Source organism: Aeromonas sp. INTO2, from assembly GCF_049860605.1.
GTDB lineage: Bacteria > Pseudomonadota > Gammaproteobacteria > Enterobacterales > Aeromonadaceae > Aeromonas > Aeromonas caviae.
The window spans coordinates 4212207-4229193 of sequence record NZ_CP187588.1 but is presented as its reverse complement, the minus strand read 5'-3'; the positions used below and the strand labels follow the sequence as shown (position 1 = coordinate 4229193).

General features: G+C 61.3%; 15 protein-coding genes. 8 read left to right on the top strand and 7 right to left on the bottom strand.

Annotation, left to right across the window (positions count from 1 at the left end; translation table 11 throughout):
* Together dnaN and dnaA are read right to left on the bottom strand one after the other, a co-directional pair.
* Positions 1-1104, bottom strand: coding sequence for a DNA polymerase III subunit beta (gene dnaN, locus ACPW74_RS20010; protein WP_041212068.1), 1104 nt, complete (start codon positions 1102-1104; stop codon positions 1-3).
* A gap of 83 nt (positions 1105-1187) precedes the next feature.
* Positions 1188-2558: a chromosomal replication initiator protein DnaA gene (gene dnaA, locus ACPW74_RS20005; protein WP_039040645.1), complete on the bottom strand. Its 1371-nt coding sequence runs from the start codon at positions 2556-2558 to the stop codon at positions 1188-1190.
* A gap of 310 nt (positions 2559-2868) precedes the next feature.
* Between dnaA and ACPW74_RS20000 the strand changes: the two genes are divergently transcribed.
* The 8 genes from ACPW74_RS20000 to mnmE all read left to right on the top strand — a co-directional run bounded on the left by ACPW74_RS20000 (position 2869) and on the right by mnmE (position 9144).
* Positions 2869-3627 (top strand): amino acid ABC transporter substrate-binding protein, encoded by a 759-nt coding sequence (locus tag ACPW74_RS20000; protein ID WP_010672284.1) that lies wholly within the window; start codon positions 2869-2871, stop codon positions 3625-3627.
* On the top strand, positions 3628-4296 hold the full coding sequence (locus ACPW74_RS19995; RefSeq protein ID WP_010672283.1) for an amino acid ABC transporter permease: 669 nt from the start codon (positions 3628-3630) through the stop codon (positions 4294-4296).
* Between the two features lie 12 nt (positions 4297-4308).
* Positions 4309-5043 carry an amino acid ABC transporter ATP-binding protein gene (locus ACPW74_RS19990; protein WP_010672282.1) on the top strand — a complete coding sequence of 245 codons (735 nt, stop codon included), beginning with the start codon at positions 4309-4311 and terminating at the stop codon, positions 5041-5043.
* A gap of 269 nt (positions 5044-5312) precedes the next feature.
* Entirely contained in the window at positions 5313-5447 is a 135-nt protein-coding gene (rpmH, locus tag ACPW74_RS19985; RefSeq protein ID WP_005307156.1) for a 50S ribosomal protein L34, read from the top strand.
* The gene (rnpA, locus tag ACPW74_RS19980) at positions 5447-5806 is read left to right on the top strand and encodes a ribonuclease P protein component (RefSeq protein WP_010672281.1); all 360 of its coding nucleotides are present in this window, start codon (positions 5447-5449) and stop codon (positions 5804-5806) included. The genes rpmH and rnpA overlap by 1 nt, the downstream gene beginning before the upstream one ends.
* Positions 5773-6021: a membrane protein insertion efficiency factor YidD gene (gene yidD, locus ACPW74_RS19975; RefSeq protein ID WP_010672280.1), complete on the top strand. Its 249-nt coding sequence runs from the start codon at positions 5773-5775 to the stop codon at positions 6019-6021. The genes rnpA and yidD overlap by 34 nt, the downstream gene beginning before the upstream one ends.
* 5 nt (positions 6022-6026) lie before the next feature.
* Positions 6027-7673 (top strand): membrane protein insertase YidC, encoded by a 1647-nt coding sequence (gene yidC, locus ACPW74_RS19970; RefSeq protein WP_010672279.1) that lies wholly within the window; start codon positions 6027-6029, stop codon positions 7671-7673.
* Positions 7674-7782: 109 nt separating this feature from the next.
* Positions 7783-9144, top strand: a complete 1362-nt coding sequence (gene mnmE / locus ACPW74_RS19965; protein WP_010672278.1) for a tRNA uridine-5-carboxymethylaminomethyl(34) synthesis GTPase MnmE — start codon at positions 7783-7785, stop codon at positions 9142-9144.
* A 70-nt stretch (positions 9145-9214) separates the two neighbouring features.
* Here the strand turns inward: mnmE and fhuB are convergent, their stop codons facing one another.
* The 5 genes from fhuB to ACPW74_RS19940 are packed head-to-tail and all read right to left on the bottom strand — an operon-like array spanning position 9215 to position 16754.
* Complete coding sequence (gene fhuB / locus ACPW74_RS19960) at positions 9215-11197, bottom strand: Fe(3+)-hydroxamate ABC transporter permease FhuB (protein WP_268452389.1); 1983 nt, start codon at positions 11195-11197, stop codon at positions 9215-9217.
* Positions 11194-12096 carry an ABC transporter substrate-binding protein gene (locus ACPW74_RS19955; RefSeq protein ID WP_043153776.1) on the bottom strand — a complete coding sequence of 301 codons (903 nt, stop codon included), beginning with the start codon at positions 12094-12096 and terminating at the stop codon, positions 11194-11196. Before ACPW74_RS19955 ends, fhuB begins: the two co-directional genes overlap by 4 nt.
* A 31-nt stretch (positions 12097-12127) precedes the next feature.
* Positions 12128-12892 (bottom strand): ATP-binding cassette domain-containing protein, encoded by a 765-nt coding sequence (locus ACPW74_RS19950; RefSeq protein ID WP_010672275.1) that lies wholly within the window; start codon positions 12890-12892, stop codon positions 12128-12130.
* 46 nt (positions 12893-12938) lie between these two features.
* On the bottom strand, positions 12939-14585 hold the full coding sequence (locus ACPW74_RS19945) for a multidrug ABC transporter permease/ATP-binding protein (RefSeq protein WP_268452387.1): 1647 nt from the start codon (positions 14583-14585) through the stop codon (positions 12939-12941).
* A gap of 60 nt (positions 14586-14645) precedes the next feature.
* Entirely contained in the window at positions 14646-16754 is a 2109-nt protein-coding gene (locus ACPW74_RS19940; protein WP_425858448.1) for a TonB-dependent siderophore receptor, read from the bottom strand.
* Between the last annotated feature and the right edge of the window lie 233 nt (positions 16755-16987).

Below are 16987 nucleotides of genomic sequence, written 5' to 3'. Positions count from 1 at the left end.
CTAGATCCGCATCGGCATCACCACATACTGGGCATCTTGGTTCTCAAAATCCTCAATAATGGCGCTGCTGATGGAATCGCTCAGGCTGATCCGGATTTGGTCACATTTTAACGTATTCAACACGTCCAGCACATAGGAGACGTTGAAGCCGATCTCCATCTCGCCAGCGGCGTATTGTACGTCAAGCAGCTCTTCGGCTTCTTCCTGTTCCGGGTTGTTGGCGGTGATGCGCAGCAGGTTTTCCTGCAGATTGAGACGCACCCCACGGAATTTCTCGTTGGAGAGGATGGCGGCACGGGCAAAGGCCTGGCGCAGATCCTCGCGACCGGCGATCAGGGCCTTGTCGCTCCCTCTCGGGATGACGCGGCGCCAGTCCGGGAAACGGCCATCCACCAGCTTGGAGGTGAAGATGAAGCCATCCAGGGCCGCGCGCAGGTTGCTGCGACCCACTTGCAGCCGCACCGGCTTGTCTTCCGCTTCCAGCAGGCGCACCAGTTCCAGCACCCCTTTGCGTGGCAGGATAACCTGATGATCGGGCAGCGATTCCGTTACCACTTCGCGGCGGCAGGTGGCCAGCCGGTGACCGTCCGTCGCCACGGTACGCAGGCCGTGTCCTTCGCTCTCGAACAGCATGCCGTTCAGGTAGTAGCGCACGTCCTGGCTCGCCATGGAGAACTGGGTCGCGTCGATGAGTTTTTTCAGCTCCAGCTGGCTGATGTCGAACTCGAGCACGGATTCCCAATCCTCGATGTTCGGGTATTCGGTCGCCGGCAGGGTCGACAGGTTGAAGCGGGAGCGGCCGGAACGGATGATGAGGCGCTCTCCCTCGGTGCTGAGGCGGATCTCCGCCCCCTCCGGCAGACCGCGACAGATGTCCAGCAGCTTGCGCGCCGGCACTGTGGTGCGGCCATCCTGGCTGTCGCTGTTGAGATAGACCTGTCCGATCATCTCCACCTCGAGATCGGTCCCGGTCAGCGACAGCAGGCCATTGCTGACATCGAGCAGGACGTTGCCGAGGATGGGCAGGGTCGGCCGGCCACCCAGGGCACCGGACACCAGTTGCAGGGGACGTAACAGGGCCTCACGGCTAATTTCGAGCTGCATCTGTGCTCTCCGTTGTTATTGGGAGGAAAGGATTCGGATCAGGCTGGAACATGCAATCTGCATCTGTGCACTCCGTTCCGTTATCAGGAAGAAAGGGTACGGATCAGGTTGGAATAGTCTTCCTTGATGTCGTGACTCTCTTCCTTCAGCTGCTCGATCTTGCGGCAGGCATGAAGAACCGTGGTGTGGTCACGGCCACCAAAGGCATCCCCTATCTCAGGCAAGCTGTGGTTGGTCAGCTCCTTGGCCAGCGCCATCGCCAGCTGGCGCGGGCGGGCAACGGAGCGGGAACGACGCTTGGAGAGCAGATCCGCCAGCTTGATCTTGTAATACTCCGCCACCGTCTTCTGGATGTTGTCGATGGTGACCAGCTTCTCCTGCAAGGCCAGGAGATCGCGCAGCGCCTCGCGCACGAAGTCGATGTTGATGGCGCGGCCGGTGAAGTTGGCATTGGCGATCACCCGGTTGAGGGCACCTTCCAGTTCACGGACGTTGGAGCGCAGCCGTTTGGCGATAAAGAAGGCCACTTCGTCCGGCAGGTGGATCTGGTTCTCGTCCGCCTTGCGCATCAGGATGGCAACCCGGGTCTCCAGCTCCGGCGGCTCGATCGCCACCGTGAGTCCCCAGCCGAAGCGGGACTTGAGACGATCTTCCACCCCGTTGATCTCTTTCGGATAACGGTCCGAGGTCAGAATGATCTGCTGGTTGCCTTCAAGCAGGGCATTGAAGGTGTGGAAGAACTCCTCCTGGGAGCGCTCCTTGTTGGCGAAAAACTGGATGTCATCGATGAGCAGGGCATCGACGCTACGGTAATAACGCTTGAACTCTTCAATGGCGTTATTCTGCAGCGCCTTCACCATGTCCTGCACGAACCGTTCGGAGTGCATGTAGATAACTTTGGCGTCTTTCTTGCGATCCTTGATGGCATTGCCAACGGCGTGCAACAGGTGGGTCTTGCCAAGGCCAGTGCCGCCATAGAGGAACAGCGGGTTGTAGGCACCACCCGGATTGTCGGCCACCTGACGGGCGGCTGCACGGGCCAGCTGGTTGGACTTACCCTCAACGAAATTCTCGAAGGTATAGTTCACGTTGGTGTTGCTCTTGTGGTTTGGCTCGGGCTTGTTTTCGGCCTTGTTTTCCCAGCTCTTGGGAGAGTTATTCACAGGATCGACACCACGGGCCGGCGCCCTGGCGACCGCGACGGGATGAGGGCGATTGCCGATATCAAAACGCAGGGTGGGAGCGTCGGCTCCGCACAGCTCGTTGATGATGCCGTTGACCCGGAGCAGGTACTTGTCGCGTACCCAGTCCAGAACAAAGCGGTTCGGTGCATACAGGGTCAGAGTATTGTCACTCAACTCCGCTTGAAGCGGCCGGATCCACATGCTGAATTCTGCCGAGGGCAACTCATCTTGCAGCCGGTTAAGGCACTGCTGCCATAGCGAAGCAGTCACTCTAGACTCCCGTCAATTGATTAAGTAAAGACCGGCTATTCTACGTTTTTAGTGGCCGGATCTCCAGTTGCTGCCGCACGGATCCAGCAAATAAGATCCTTGACTTTCAAGGATCCAACGCCCCAGGATCCCATTTCATCCCCAAAGTTACCCACAGCCGGATATCGTCAATGTGGACAGAATGGCGCGCTGCGACCATAGTTATTTTATATAACCAAATATCATTTATTTTTTATATTTTATTCCAATAACATCAGCGCCAACCCGTGATTACAACTAAAAATACAGCACTACAGAGAGAGGAATCCCCATGAAAACCACCATCAAACTGATTTCCGGCGCCGCCATTCTGCTGGCCAGCCTGTCCGGCCAGGCCATCGCCCAGGAAACCATCAAGGTCGGCATGTCCGGCAAATATTTCCCGTTCACCTTCGTCAAGCAGGACAAGCTGCAGGGCTTCGAGGTGGACATGTGGAACCAGATCGGTGAGCGCACCGGCTACAAGGTCGAGTTCGTGACCGCCAGCTTCTCCGGCCTGTTCGGCATGCTGGAAACCGGCCGCGTTGACACCATCTCCAACCAGATCACCATCACCGACGAGCGCAAGGCCAAGTACGCCTTCTCCCAGCCCTATGTCTATGACGGTGCCCAGATCGTGGTCCGCAAAGGCAACAACACCATCCACGGCATCAAGGACCTGGAAGGCAAGAAGGTCGCCGTCAACCTGGGCTCCAACTTCGAAGAGCTGCTGCGCAAGAACGACCCCAACAAGAAGATCGACATCCGTACCTATGACTCCGCCTTCGAGCAGGATGTCGCCCTGGGTCGCATCGACGCCTTCGTGATGGACCGCGTCTCCACCGCCCAGCTGATCAAGGAATCCAAGCTGCCGCTGCAACAGGCCGGTGCACCGTTCGAAACCATCGAGAACGCCCTGCCCTTCCTGAAGACCCCGGAAAAGCAGGCCGTGCTGAAGAAGGTTGACGATGCCCTCACCGCCATGCGCAAAGACGGCACCCTGACCAAAATCTCCGAAAAATGGTTCGCAGCGGACATCACCAGCAAATAAATGATGGAATTTGACCTCGAGTACACGCTAGGGCTGTTTCCCATCCTGCTCAAATACCTGGGCACCACGATGGAAATGGCCCTGTGGGGATTCGTATTGGCACTCGTACTGTCGCTGATCCTGGCGATAGTACGGGTGTTTCGCGTTCCCGCACTTCACTGGCTGGCGATGCTGTATATCTCGTTCTTCCGGGGTACACCGCTGCTCGTCCAGCTGTTCCTGCTCTATTACGGGCTGCCGCAGCTCTTCCCCATCTTCGTGGGGATGGATGCCTTTACCGCCGCCATCATCGGCCTGACCCTGCACTTTGCCGCCTACATGGCCGAGTCGATCCGGGCAGCTATTCTCGGCATCCACAAGAGCCAGATGGAAGCCGCCCTCAGCATCGGCATGAGTCGGCTGCAGGCGATGCAGCGGATCATCCTGCCCCAGGCGGCCCGCATCGCGACACCATCGCTGATGAACTACTTCATCGACATGATCAAGAGCACCTCCCTGGCGTTTACCCTGGGTGTGGCGGAGATCATGGGCAAGGCCCAGATGGAAGCGGCCTCCTCCTTCAAGTTCTTCGAGAGCTTCATGGCGGTGGCGCTGATCTACTGGGTGGTGGTCATCTTCTTCACCCGCTTGCAGCATCTGCTGGAAGTGCGGCTGAACCGTGCTTATTAAAGGAGGCCTGTCATGATCAACCTAACGGGTCTCTCCAAGGCCTATGACGGAAATCAGGTGCTCAACGGCATCGATCTTGAGGTAAAGAAGGGGGAGATTGTTGTCATCATCGGCCCCTCCGGTACCGGCAAGTCGACTCTGCTGCGCTGCCTCAACCTGCTGGAAACCCCGGATGCAGGGCGGCTCGTCATCGATGACCTCGCCGTGGATCTGGCCAAGGCCAGCGACCAGCAGGCCATCGAACTGCGCAAACGCGCCTCTTTCGTGTTCCAGAACTACGCCCTGTTCGCCAACAAGACGGCGCTGGACAACATCGCCGAGGGGCTGATCACCGTCTGGAAGCAGCCGAAGGCGGAGGCTCGTGCCACTGCCCTGGGCATCCTCAAGGACATCGGCCTCGCCGAGAAACAGGATGCCTACCCGGCCTCCCTCTCCGGCGGCCAGCAACAGCGCGTCGGCATCGGCCGGGCCATGGCGGCCCACTCCAAGGTGATCCTGTTTGACGAGCCCACCTCCGCCCTCGATCCCGAGTGGGTCGACGAGGTGCTGGGCCTGATGAAGCAGCTCGCCCGCCAGCACCAGACCATGGTAGTGGTGACCCATGAGATCGAGTTTGCCCGTGATGTCGCCGATCGGGTGATCTTCATGGAAGGAGGCCGGATCGTGGAGCAGGGCCCGCCGGATCAGATATTGGTCGATCCGCAGGATCCCCGTACACGGGAGTTCCTGCGCAAAGTACTTAAATAGCTCTCTCTTTGGCGGCCTGGCCGCCTTTTTTCTTGAGGGATCCTTGTTTAACCCCGGGTTGCCAGTATAATTCGGGGCCCTTGATCCTCCGGATCCTGCCAGATTATCCCGCTCGGTCGACGAACGGGGCGAGATGGAAAGGAACGGCGGATTGACGAGAAGCTGAACTCTGTTTAGAATTCGGCCTCTTTTGCTAGTCGTCACACGCTATAGCTGGCGCGTCGGCTAAGTGTGACAATCAAAACTGTACAGAAATACGGAATCGAATCATGAAACGTACTTTTCAACCGTCCAACCTGAAGCGCAAGCGCTCTCACGGTTTCCGCGCTCGCATGGCTACTGCCAACGGCCGCAAAGTTCTGGCCGCTCGTCGTGCCAAGGGTCGTGCCCGCCTGGTAGTCTAATGCCTACCCAGCACACCTTCTCTCGGGAGTTACGTCTGTTAACTCCCGAACACTTCAAACGCGTTTTCGCCGAGCCTGTCCGGGCCGCTTCTCCGCAAATTACGCTTCTTGCTTGCCCCAACTCCCTCGAACACCCCCGTCTTGGCCTCGCCGTGCCCAAAAAGGCGCTCAAGCGTGCCGTCTGGCGCAACCGTGTAAAACGAGTGGTTCGGGAAAGTTTTCGCCTCAATCAAGCCAATCTGCCCGCTATCGACATCGTCGTGATCGCCAAGGGTGGCGTGAAGGAGATGGACAATGAAGCGCTGTTCAAGTTACTGGAAAAGCTATGGCGCACTCTGTCACGCCGTTGCAATGGGTAGCAATCAAACTGATACGCCTGTATCAGCTAATCATTAGTCCCCTGCTCGGGCCGCGCTGCCGTTTCACCCCGACTTGTTCCCAATTTGCGATAGAAGCAATCCGACTTCACGGTTTCATAAAAGGCGTTTGGTTAGCCAGTAAACGTCTATTAAAATGCCATCCCTTATCCGAGGGTGGTTATGACCCGGTTCCGCAACCAAAGCGAAGAAACTGAAGACTATGGAATCACAACGCAATTTACTCCTGATCGGTTTGCTGTTCGTGAGCTTCTTGCTCTGGCAACAGTGGGAGTCCGACAAGGCTCCGAAGCCGGCCCCGACTACCGTGGCCCAAACCGAACATTTCGTACCTGAAGCCGGTCAGACCGGTGATATTCCTCAGGTTTCCGAGCAAGCAAATGGTAACGCCGCGCGCAAGCTGATCACCGTCTCCTCCGACGTGCTCAAATTGACCCTGGATACCCAGGGCGGTGACATCGTCTCTGCCGAACTGCTGGCACACAAGCTGGAAGAAGGCAAGGAACAGCCGTTCACCCTGCTGACCAGCCAGCCTGCCCACCTCTATGTGGCCCAGAGCGGTCTGGTCGGTCGCAATGGTCCGGACAGCCAGGCCCAGGGTCGTCCTACCTATGAAGCCGCCCAGACCAGCTATCAGCTGGCCGATGGTCAGGATCAAGTCGTCGTTCCGATGACCTGGACCGACAGCAAGGGCGTGGTCTTCACCAAGGAGTTCGTGCTCAAGCGCGGTGATTACGCCGTGGGCGTCGACTACAAGATCGACAACAAGTCTGCCGAGCCGGTCCAGGTACAGTTCTACGGTCAGCTGAAGCAGACCATGACCACGCCGAAGGATCAGGAAGGTCATGCCATGGTGGCCAGTGCCTACCGTGGTGGTGCCTTCTCCAGCGAAGACTCCCGCTACAAGAAGTACACCTTCGACGAGATGAAGGATGCCGACCTGAACAAGACCACCCAGGGTGGTTGGGTCGCCATGCTGCAGCACTACTTCGTCTCTGCCTGGGCTCCGAATGCCAACGACACCAACAGCTTCTACAGCCGCGTGATCCCGGGCAAGGACCAGGCCATCATCGGCTACAAGGCGCCTCTGGTTGACGTCGCTGCCGGCCAGCAGGCCGAAGTGAGCGGCAAGCTGTGGATCGGTCCCAAGCTGCAGGATCAGATGGCCAAGGTGGCAAACCACCTGGATCTGACTGTCGACTACGGCTGGCTCTGGTTCATCGCCCAACCGCTGCACTGGCTGCTGACCGTGTTCCACGGTTTCGTCCAGAACTGGGGTCTGGCCATCATCATGCTGACCCTGCTGGTGCGCGGCATCATGTTCCCGCTGACCAAGGCCCAGTACACCTCCATGGCCAAGATGCGCATGCTCCAGCCCAAGCTGGCTGCGCTCAAGGAACGCTTCGGTGACGATCGCCAGAAGATGTCCCAGGGCATGATGGAGCTGTACAAGAAGGAGAAGGTCAACCCGCTGGGCGGCTGCCTGCCCATCCTGGTTCAGATGCCCATCTTCATCGCCCTCTACTGGGCACTGATGGAGTCTGTCGAGCTGCGCCACGCGCCGTTCGCCCTGTGGATCACCGACCTGTCGGTGAAGGACCCCTTCTTCGTGCTGCCAATCCTCATGGGTGCCTCCATGTGGTATCTGCAGAAGATGAGCCCGACCACCATCACGGACCCGATGCAGCAGAAGGTGATGCAGTTCATGCCGATCATCTTCACCTTCATGTTCCTCTGGTTCCCGGCAGGTCTGACTCTGTACTGGCTGGTGAGCAACGTCATCTCCATCATCCAGCAGACCATCATCTATCGTCAGCTGGAGAAGAAAGGCCTGCACTCACGCAACTGATGCGCAGCCCATCTTTCCTGATGACAAAAGAGGCGGCCTTCGGGCCGCCTTTTTTATTACAATGTCCCCCACCCTCTTACTCATTCAGCCAACCAGCGAGTCAAGCAAGATGACAACAGATACCATCGTGGCCCAGGCCACCGCCCCCGGCCGTGGCGGCGTCGGCATAGTCCGCGTCTCCGGCCCTGCCGCCGAGCGGGTCGCCGAGATAGTGCTCGGCAAGCTCCCCAGGGTGCGTTATGCCGAATATCTGCCGTTCAGGGACGAGCAGGGCCAGGCGCTGGATCAGGGCATCGCCCTGCTGTTCAAGGCCCCCAACAGCTTCACTGGCGAAGACGTGCTGGAGCTGCAGGGCCATGGTGGCCCCGTCATTCTCGACATGCTGATCCGCCGCATCCTGCAGATCGACGGCATCCGCCCCGCCCGCCCGGGCGAGTTCAGCGAGCGCGCCTTCCTCAACGACAAGCTGGATCTGGCCCAGGCCGAGGCCATCGCCGATCTCATCGAAGCCTCCAGCGAGCAGGCCGCCCGCAGCGCCATGCACTCCCTGCAGGGGCAGTTCTCCGGCAAGGTTCAGCAGTTGGTGGAGAGCCTCACCCGGCTGCGCATCTATGTGGAAGCGGCCATCGACTTCCCGGATGAAGAGATCGACTTTCTCTCCGACGGCAAGGTGGCGGGTGACCTCTACGCCATCATGTCCGAGCTGGACGACGTGCGCGGCGAGGCCAAGCAGGGTGCCCTGCTGCGAGAGGGGATGAAGGTGGTGATCGCCGGTCGCCCCAACGCCGGCAAATCGAGCCTGCTCAACGCCCTCGCAGGCCGCGAGTCCGCCATCGTCACCGAGATCGCCGGTACCACCCGCGACGTGCTGCGCGAGCACATCCATCTGGATGGCATGCCATTGCACATCATCGACACCGCGGGCCTGCGCGATACCCAGGACAAGGTGGAACAGATCGGCATCGAGCGCGCCTGGGCCGAGATCGAACAGGCCGACCGGGTGCTGTTCATGGTGGACGGCACCACCACGGATGCCGTCGATCCCCACGATATCTGGCCGGAATTCGTTGATCGGTTGCCAAAAAACATCGGCCTCACCGTGGTGCGCAACAAGGCGGACCTGACCGGCGAGGATCTGGCACCGAGCCAGGAGCAGGGCCACGCCGTCTATCGCATCTCCGCCAAGACCGAGCTGGGGCTGCCCGCACTGCGCGAGCACCTCAAGGCCTGCATGGGCTTCCAGGGCAACACCGAAGGGGGCTTCATGGCCCGCCGCCGCCACCTGGACGCACTGGAACGCGCCGCCGAGCGGCTGCTGGTAGCCAGGGAGCAGCTTGAGGTCTATGTGGCTGGCGAACTGGTGGCCGAGGAGCTGCGCCTGGCCCAGGAGTCCCTGTCCGAGATCACCGGCGAGTTCAGCTCCGACGATCTGCTGGGCCGCATCTTCTCCAGTTTCTGCATCGGCAAGTAAGTCCGCAGAGCAGGCAATGAAAAGCCCGGGTTCATCCCGGGCTTTTTTTGTGCGCTTTTCATCCACCGACCTAGAGGCGGCGCAGGCACCACATGAAGTAAGCACCCCCTAACAGGGTGGAGACCAGACCGACGGGCACCTCCTGGGGAAAGAGGATCTGCTGGCCGATCCAGTCCGCCGACACCATCAGCAAAGCGCCACAGCCTGCGGCGCCGAGCAGGTGCCAGCGCGCCCTCACCAGCCCCATCAATCTGGCCAGGTGCGGCGCCAGCAGACCGGCAAAGGAGAGCGGGCCTATCACCATGGTGGCACTGGCGGTGAGCACGGCCACCAGCAGCAGGATGGTGAGCTGGGCGCGGCCGAGGTGGATCCCCAGAGCCGTCGCTACCGCCGGCCCCATGGGCATGAGATCGAGCCAGCGGCTCACCAGCAGGCAGGCTGCCAGCATCAGCAGCGCCAACACCACCAGGGCAAGGGCCACCGGCTGGGTGACGTAATAGGTGGAGCCGGACATCCAGGAGAGCAGTTGCTGCACCCGCAGGTCACCGTTGGCCAGGGCGATGGCCTGCAACGGCTCGAACAGCGCCGTGATGGCGATGCCAGACAGCAGTATCCGCTCCGGCTGGAAGCCGTTGCGCCGGTTGATAAGCACCAGCAGCAGCAGGCAGGCGAAGGCGCCCACCAGCCCCCCTAGCAGCAGCATGGGCAGCGGCAAGGCGGGCAGCAACAGGGCCGCCGCAATCACCCCCATGAAGGTGCCACCGCTCACCCCCAGCAGTTCGGGGCTCGCCATGGGGTTGTTGCTGACTCGCTGCAACAGGGTGCCTGCCAGCGCCAGCAACACGCCTGCGGCACCCGCTGCCAGCGTGCGCGGCAAGCGCCACTCCAGCTGGGCCTGCCACCGCAGCCAGCTCGGCCAGCCCCAGCCGCCCATCCCCTGCCCAAACAACAGGGAGGCGATCACCGCCACAGCCAGCCCCAACACCATCAGGCCGACAAGGCGAGTCGGCGCCGGATGGCGGGCCAACAACAGAGAGGAGTTCGCCTTAGGCGCACTCTGCTTGATACCAAGACGCGGGATCAGCCAGAGCAGCAGCGGCGCCCCCAACAGGGCCGTCATGGCGCCGGTCGGGATCAGCACAGGCCAGAACCGGCTCAGGGTCTGCAGCAGCAGATCGGTGGCCGCCAGCAACAGGGCGCCGAGGATGGGTGCCCACAGCAGCCGCTGGGCCAGTTTTCTGACCCCCAGCAGCCGCACCATGGCGGGCGCCGCCAGCCCGATAAAACCGATCAGCCCCACCACGCTCACCACGCAGGCGGTGACAAACACCGCGAGGCCGAGGCCGGCGAATCTCAGGTGCTTGAGAGAGACCCCCAGGCTGCGAGCGCTGGCATCGTCCAGCTCCAGCACTGCCAGCGGGCGCACCAGCACCACCGCCAGCATCGCGGCCAGCAGCAACCGTGGCAGCAGATAGCCGACGCCGCTCCAGCTGTTCTGGGCCAGAGATCCGCTCCCCCACACCAGCAACCCTTTGAGCTCCTCCTGGAAGAACAGCAGCAATCCCATGCTGATGGCGGCCAGATAGAGGTTAATCACCAGCCCTGCAAAGACGATGACCACGGGATTGAGCTGACGGCGCCAAGCCAGGGCGAAGACCAGCCCCATGGCCAGGCTTCCCCCGGCCATGGCGATCCACTCCCGCCCGATCAGCAGCCAGGAGGGGGCGAGCAGGGTCACCATCATCAGCGCCAGCTGGGCGCCGGAGGCCACCCCCAGGGTGGTGGGCGAGGCCAGGGGATTGCGCAGCACCTGCTGCATCAGGGTACCGGCGAGCCCGAGGGCGGCACCGGCCAGCAGGCAGATGGCTAGGCGCGGCAGCCAGCTGAAATGGACCACCGCCTGGCGGGCATCGTCCAGCTCGGGGGAGAACAGGGCCTGCCACCAGAGCGCCCCCGGCAGTTGACGTGCCAGCTCGGCGCAAGCCAGCCCCAGTGTCAGCACCAACAGGCAGAGACCCGGGCGCAGCAGGGGCGAAGAAAGAGAAGATCTCATTGATTTGATCCCCCGGTTGCACTGTGGACAGCCTGCTCCCGCAGGGCACCGTCCAGCAGGGTGGCGAAGCGGCGGGCCGCCAATATGCCACCAAAACTCCATGTCGCAGGCAGATGGATCACTGGATTGTTCTGCACTAGCGGGAGATGCTGCCACAATCCAGGCTCCTGAAGTTTTTCACCAACTCCTACGGGCACGGGGTCCACCACCACCAGCCTGGCCTCCGACATCCCGAGAAACTGCTCCAGGCTCGCGACCGAGAATCCCCAGGCATTGGTCTCTCCCTGCCAGGCGTTGCGAAGGCCGAGGCGCTGCATCACTGCCTCGAACAGGCTGCCATGGCCAAACACCCGCACATGGCGCTCATCAATGAATTGCACCACCAGCAAGGGGGGCAGATCGGCGGGCTGCGCCGCCTGCATCTGTGCCAAGTCCAGCTCCAGCGCGGCGAGCTGGCGTTCGGCCTCGGTCTCTTTGTTGACCAGGGCGGCTATGGTCAGGGTCGCTTCCCGCAGTCGCAGCCACAGATCGGTGCCCGGTTCATACAGGGCGATGGAGTGCACCGGCGCGATGCGGGAGAGGGTTGGCGCCAGGGGGGCCGCCAGCGGCGAGATGAGAATAAGATCCGGTTTGAGCTCCGCCAGCAGTTCCCGGTTGGGCTGGGCACGCAGCCCGATATCGATCACCCCGGCAGGAAGCTGAGGTTCACCGACCCAGGCGCGATAGGGGGCCACATCCCCCACCGCCATCGGGGTGACCCCCAGAGCCAGCAGGGTCTCGGCTATGGTCCAGTCCACTGTGGCGATGCGAGGCGTGGCGCTGGTGGCGTCGGTGGCGGTGACAAGCTGCCCGGCCTCCCCTGCCAGGGGTAGCAGCAGACTGAGCAGACAGGGCGCCATCTTCAATAAACGGTTCAAGAGCGGCCCCCGGTCAGACGATGGCGATGGCGTGGTCATGGGCCGGATGGCGAATGACCTCCATGGGGATGCCATAGATGGCGTTCAGGGTCTCCCCTGTCATAATCTGTTCGGGCTCGCCGTGGGTCAGCAGACGGCCGGAGTGCAGCGCCACCAGCCGATCGCAGAAGCGGGAGGCCATGTTGATGTCGTGAATGACGATGATGACCCCGAGGTTGAGCTGGCGGCTGAGCTGCTTGACGAGCGTGAGCACCTCCACCTGATGGGCCACGTCCAGGGCGGCCAGTGGCTCGTCCAGCAGGATGAAACGGCTCTCCTGAGCCAGCAGCATGGCGAGCCAGACTCGCCCCCGCTCCCCGCCGGAGAGGGTATCCACCAGCCGATCGGCAAAGCGTTCGGTGTGGGTCAGGGCGATGGCCCGCTCCACCTGACGGTGATCTTCCGCTCCCATCCGGCCCAGCAGGCCGCGCCAGGGGTAGCGCCCCATCTCCACCAGTTCGCGGCCGAGCAGGTTTTCGGCACTCGGCAGGTGCTGGGGCAGATAGGCCACCTGACGGGCAAACTCCCGGTTGCCCCAGGCAGACAACGGCTGGTCATCGAACAGGATCTCCCCGCCGCTGTGGGGTTGCTGGCGCGCCAGCAGCTTGATCAGGGTCGATTTTCCCGACCCGTTGTGGCCGATGAGGCCATAGACCCGACCTTGCTCGAAGCGAAGGCTGGTGGGGTGCAGCAGCGTGCGGTCATTGACCGCGAAGCTGGCGGATTTCATCTCGAACATAAGCAATTCCTGTGCTGGCTTGCTGCCAGTCTCATCGGTGCCAGCATCAGGTCGGCACCTTGCCATCCAGATGGGCGACCGCATCCCGGCTCACCTGCTCGCGCTGCTCGCCGGTCAGTTCGGTGAGGCGGCCCTGGCGCATCTCCAGCAGGCGATCGGCCAGAGAGAAGTAGTGATCGTCGTGGCTGATGGCGATCACCGTCTTGCCCATCTCCTTGAGACGCGGCAACAGCACCTGATAGAAGATGCGGCGGAACTGGGGATCCTGATCCGCGGCCCACTCGTCAAACAGCATCACCTCCCGCTGCTCTGCCAGGGCCAGCAGCAGGGCGACCCGTTTGCGCTGGCCCTGGGAGAGGTCGATATCGGCGATGAAGCCATCCTCGATGGCAAGCTTGCTGCCCATCTGCAACCGCTCAAGCCACTCGGCGAGCAGCGCCTCTTTCGGCTCGGGCCCCAGCAAATGCTGGAACAGGTGGTAGTCGGTGAAGATGGCGGAGAAGAGCCCCAGATAGCCGTTGCGATCGGTGACCGGCTCCCCATCCAGCAGGATCCGGCCAGAGACAGGTTGATAGAGCCCGGTCAGCAGCATGGCCAGGGTCGACTTGCCGGAGCCGTTGCCACCGATGAGGAATATCTGCTCCCCCCGATCCATCACCAGATTGATGGGGCCCACGGAGAAACCGCCCTCCCCCTGGTAGTGAAAGCTCACCTGATCCAGCTCGATGCGCTGCCAGGGGCGAGGCGCAGGCGGCAACGGGAACGCTTCGTCCGGCTCTGCCAGATTGAGGGCAGCTATCTTGTCGAACGCCACCTGGGCGGCGATCAGGGTCGGCAGGGCTCCGATGCCTTGCAGCAAGGGAGTGCGCAGGAACAACAGGGTCAGGGCGTAGGTGGCGGCCACATTGGTGTTGGCCCAGCCCAGCCCGTTGGCCAGGAAGAAGACCAGGCCGATGGCACCCAGCATCATGATGTTCGACCAGTTCACCGCGCTCAGGTGGTAGGTATCGGCGCGGATGATCTGCTCCCGGTAGTCCCGGGCATTCTGCTCATAGAGCTGGTGGTAGACGAAGTGGGCACGCTCGCGGTTGAGCGCCAGCTCCTTGCTCCCGGCGATGATGGACTGGTAGTTCTGGTAGAGCCTGTCTTCGGCCTGGCGCATGTGCGCCAGGTGGCGATAGACCCGGTTCACCAGCAGCCAGCCCACCACCATGGTCACGGTGACCCAGAGGGCGGTAACACCGAGCAAGGCGGGAGAGAGCAGGCCAAGGTAAATGATGGAGCCCAGGGTGAGCACCAGACCCTGTACCAGTTCCGGCAGGCGCACGAAGGCGATGGTGATCTGACCGATGTCGCTGGAAAGGGAGGCCAGGAGCGGCCCCTGCCCTATTTGACGCAGACGGGCGACGTCGGTATCCAGCAGTTGCTTGAGCAGGCGGCCACGCAACCGGTAGACGAAATGGTGACCCAGGGTGGTCAGGGCCAGCTGGGATCCGAGCGTGATCACCAGCAGCAGCAAGACAAGGCCGACAAGCTGACCCAGGATCGGCAGCGGATCCCCGACTGATTCGATAAGTGATTGATTGATGAAGGCAATGACGCCTATCCCGCTGACAGCACTCAGCAGGCTGAGCAGGGTAATGGCGATGAAGGGCCAACGGTATTGGCGATAAACCAGTGACAAGAGTTCCATGACAGGCCTGTAGATGAATGGAAGGAGGGCGGGAGCCTTCGCCCCCGCCCGGCCTGTCGCTTACCAGCGGTAGTTGACGGTGCCGACTATGCTGCGCGGCTCGCCGTAGTAGCAGTAGTAGTCGCAGCTCGCCACATAGGTGTCGTTCAGCAGGTTGTTGACGTTGATCTGGGCACGCCAGTTCTTGGCAAAGTCATACCCGATCATCGCATCCCATACGGTGTGTGCAGGTACCTGGGCGGAACCATAGATGGGGGTGTAGTCCGCATTCACCGCGCCGATGCCGACGCTGGAACCCACATAGCGCACGCCGGAACCCAGCTCAAGACCGGATATCGGGCCCTGCTGCACCTTGTAGTTGCCCCAGAAGGAGGCCTGGTGGCGCGGGATCAGGCTCGCACGACGATCGCCGTTGCCGGTGTCGTTGGTCTTGGCATCGGTATAGGTATAGGCAGCGGTCAGGCGCAAGTCCTCGGTGGCCTGCACGCTCCCCTCCAGCTCGACCCCATGGGAGGTCACTTCACCGGCCTGGGTCTGCTGGCCGGAGCCGGTAGAGACCAGGGAGTTGGTCTGCTCCAGATCGAACAGCGCCAGGTTGATGTAGCCATCGAGGAAGCTGGGTGCGTACTTGACGCCGGTCTCGTAGAGCTTGCCTTCCAGCGGCTTGTAGGAGTTGCCGGTGTTGGGGTCTATCCCCGGCAGCACTTCGAAGGATTCCGCATAGGCGAAGTAAGGGGAGAGACCGTTGTCGGCCAGGTACATCAGGCTGCCGGAGAGAGAGAGGTTGTCGTCGTACTGTTTCTCGTTCTTGCTCTTGGCTTCGCTGATGTTGTGGGTTTCCACGTAATCGAAACGACCGCCCGCGGTCAGCAGCCAGCGATCATCCCAGCGGATCTGGTGCTGGGCATAGAGGCCGCTCTGGCCCTTGGTGCTCTTCTGATGGGTCGCGGTGGATTCATCAAAACCGGGGAAACCGCTGTAATCCGGGTTCATGGTGTTGATGGCGCCCATGCCATAGTTGTCGGCTTCCTGGCCTTCATTCACATGGCGCTGCAGATCCACCCCCAGCAGCAGGGTCTGCTCCGTGCTGTCGGTGTTCCAGTAGCCCACCATCTGGTTGTCCATGGTGGCGCTCTTGGTATCCCCATCCCGGTAGACCAGGCCGCGGTAGGCGGTGGTGCCTTCATAGGTCGGGAAGATATAGGTCTGGCGCAGCAGCAGATCGTTGTAGTTGAAGCGAACGTTCTGCTTGAACTCCCAGGTCTGGTTGAGCTGGTGGGCCAGCTCGTACCCGGCGGAGATCTGGGTATTGCGATTGCGATCGTAATCCGGCTGGCTCAGGTTGGTGGAGGGATCGATCTGGCCGCCGGAGGTATTCAGGGTGCCATAGACCGGGAAGAAGCCGTTGGTCGGCACCCCTTCATCGTGCTTGAAGCTGGAAAGCAGCGTCAGCGTGGTGCGATCCGAAATATCCAGGGTCACGCTCGGCGCCAGATAGGCACGCTCGTTGTAGGTGCCGTCCAGCACGCCGTCCCGCTCGTTGTAGAGGGCCACCAGACGATACCGGCTGTTGTCGGTAAGGGTGTCGGAGACATCCACCCCGACCTGGCGCAGATCCCGGTTGCCCAGTTGCAGGTTCACCAGTCCCTGCGGGGTCGCGGTCGGACGCTTGCTGATGGCGTTGATGACGCCTCCGGGAGGGGCTTCGCCATACAGAATGGAGGCCGGGCCTTTGAGCACTTCCACGCTCTCAAGGCCGAAGGGTTCCGGGGTCCAGACATAGTAACCGGTGCTGAACAGGCGGTTGCCATCCAGGTAAGAAGCCGCATCGAAGCCACGCACCTTGAACCAGTCCGCGTCCGTGTCCGAACCGTAGGACTGGGACAGGACGCCGGAGCGATAGCGCAGGGACTCGTCGAGCTTGAGTACGGCGTGCTGGTCCAGCTCTTCGCGATTGACCACGGAAACGGCACGGGGGGTCTCTGCCATGGGGACCTCGACCTTCATGGCGGTCCCGGTCACGACCATGGTTTCACCCGCCTTGGGCAACTCTTTATCCGCCTGTCCCGCCGCCAACACGGGCAGGGACGCCAGCAGACAGGAGAGCGGCAGCAGCTGTGCGCCTCTCTTTCGCATCACGGCATTCGGGGTATTTTTTTGCGCAATCATATAAGTGTCTCAAATATCAATAAGTTATGTTTGATTTCTTATTATGGGTGCCCAATTGGACCGGTCAGCCCGGCGCCTCAGGCGAATAAAGCAGCGCCATGCTACTACAGGTGCCGTGATCGAATCGATTCAATAATTGCTAATCATTTGCATCTGCATTGTTAATTGATGTTTTAAAGTGTCGTTTGACAACGAAAGGTGCGATGAGGTCCCAACAGGCGGAAAGAAGGCAG

What these genes read in the sequence shown, in the direction of transcription:
- dnaN (WP_041212068.1), bottom strand. Translation starts at nt 1,104, where the DNA reads ATGCAGCTCGAAATTAGCCGTGAGGCCCTGTTACGTCCCCTGCAACTG.
- ACPW74_RS20000 (WP_010672284.1), top strand. Translation starts at nt 2,869, where the DNA reads ATGAAAACCACCATCAAACTGATTTCCGGCGCCGCCATTCTGCTGGCC.
- ACPW74_RS19995 (WP_010672283.1), top strand. Translation starts at nt 3,628, where the DNA reads ATGATGGAATTTGACCTCGAGTACACGCTAGGGCTGTTTCCCATCCTG.
- ACPW74_RS19990 (WP_010672282.1), top strand. Translation starts at nt 4,309, where the DNA reads ATGATCAACCTAACGGGTCTCTCCAAGGCCTATGACGGAAATCAGGTG.
- rpmH (WP_005307156.1), top strand. Translation starts at nt 5,313, where the DNA reads ATGAAACGTACTTTTCAACCGTCCAACCTGAAGCGCAAGCGCTCTCAC.
- rnpA (WP_010672281.1), top strand. Translation starts at nt 5,447, where the DNA reads ATGCCTACCCAGCACACCTTCTCTCGGGAGTTACGTCTGTTAACTCCC.
- yidD (WP_010672280.1), top strand. Translation starts at nt 5,773, where the DNA reads ATGGCGCACTCTGTCACGCCGTTGCAATGGGTAGCAATCAAACTGATA.
- yidC (WP_010672279.1), top strand. Translation starts at nt 6,027, where the DNA reads ATGGAATCACAACGCAATTTACTCCTGATCGGTTTGCTGTTCGTGAGC.
- mnmE (WP_010672278.1), top strand. Translation starts at nt 7,783, where the DNA reads ATGACAACAGATACCATCGTGGCCCAGGCCACCGCCCCCGGCCGTGGC.
- fhuB (WP_268452389.1), bottom strand. Translation starts at nt 11,197, where the DNA reads ATGAGATCTTCTCTTTCTTCGCCCCTGCTGCGCCCGGGTCTCTGCCTG.
- ACPW74_RS19955 (WP_043153776.1), bottom strand. Translation starts at nt 12,096, where the DNA reads ATGGCGCCCTGTCTGCTCAGTCTGCTGCTACCCCTGGCAGGGGAGGCC.
- ACPW74_RS19950 (WP_010672275.1), bottom strand. Translation starts at nt 12,892, where the DNA reads ATGTTCGAGATGAAATCCGCCAGCTTCGCGGTCAATGACCGCACGCTG.
- ACPW74_RS19945 (WP_268452387.1), bottom strand. Translation starts at nt 14,585, where the DNA reads ATGGAACTCTTGTCACTGGTTTATCGCCAATACCGTTGGCCCTTCATC.
- ACPW74_RS19940 (WP_425858448.1), bottom strand. Translation starts at nt 16,754, where the DNA reads ATGATTGCGCAAAAAAATACCCCGAATGCCGTGATGCGAAAGAGAGGC.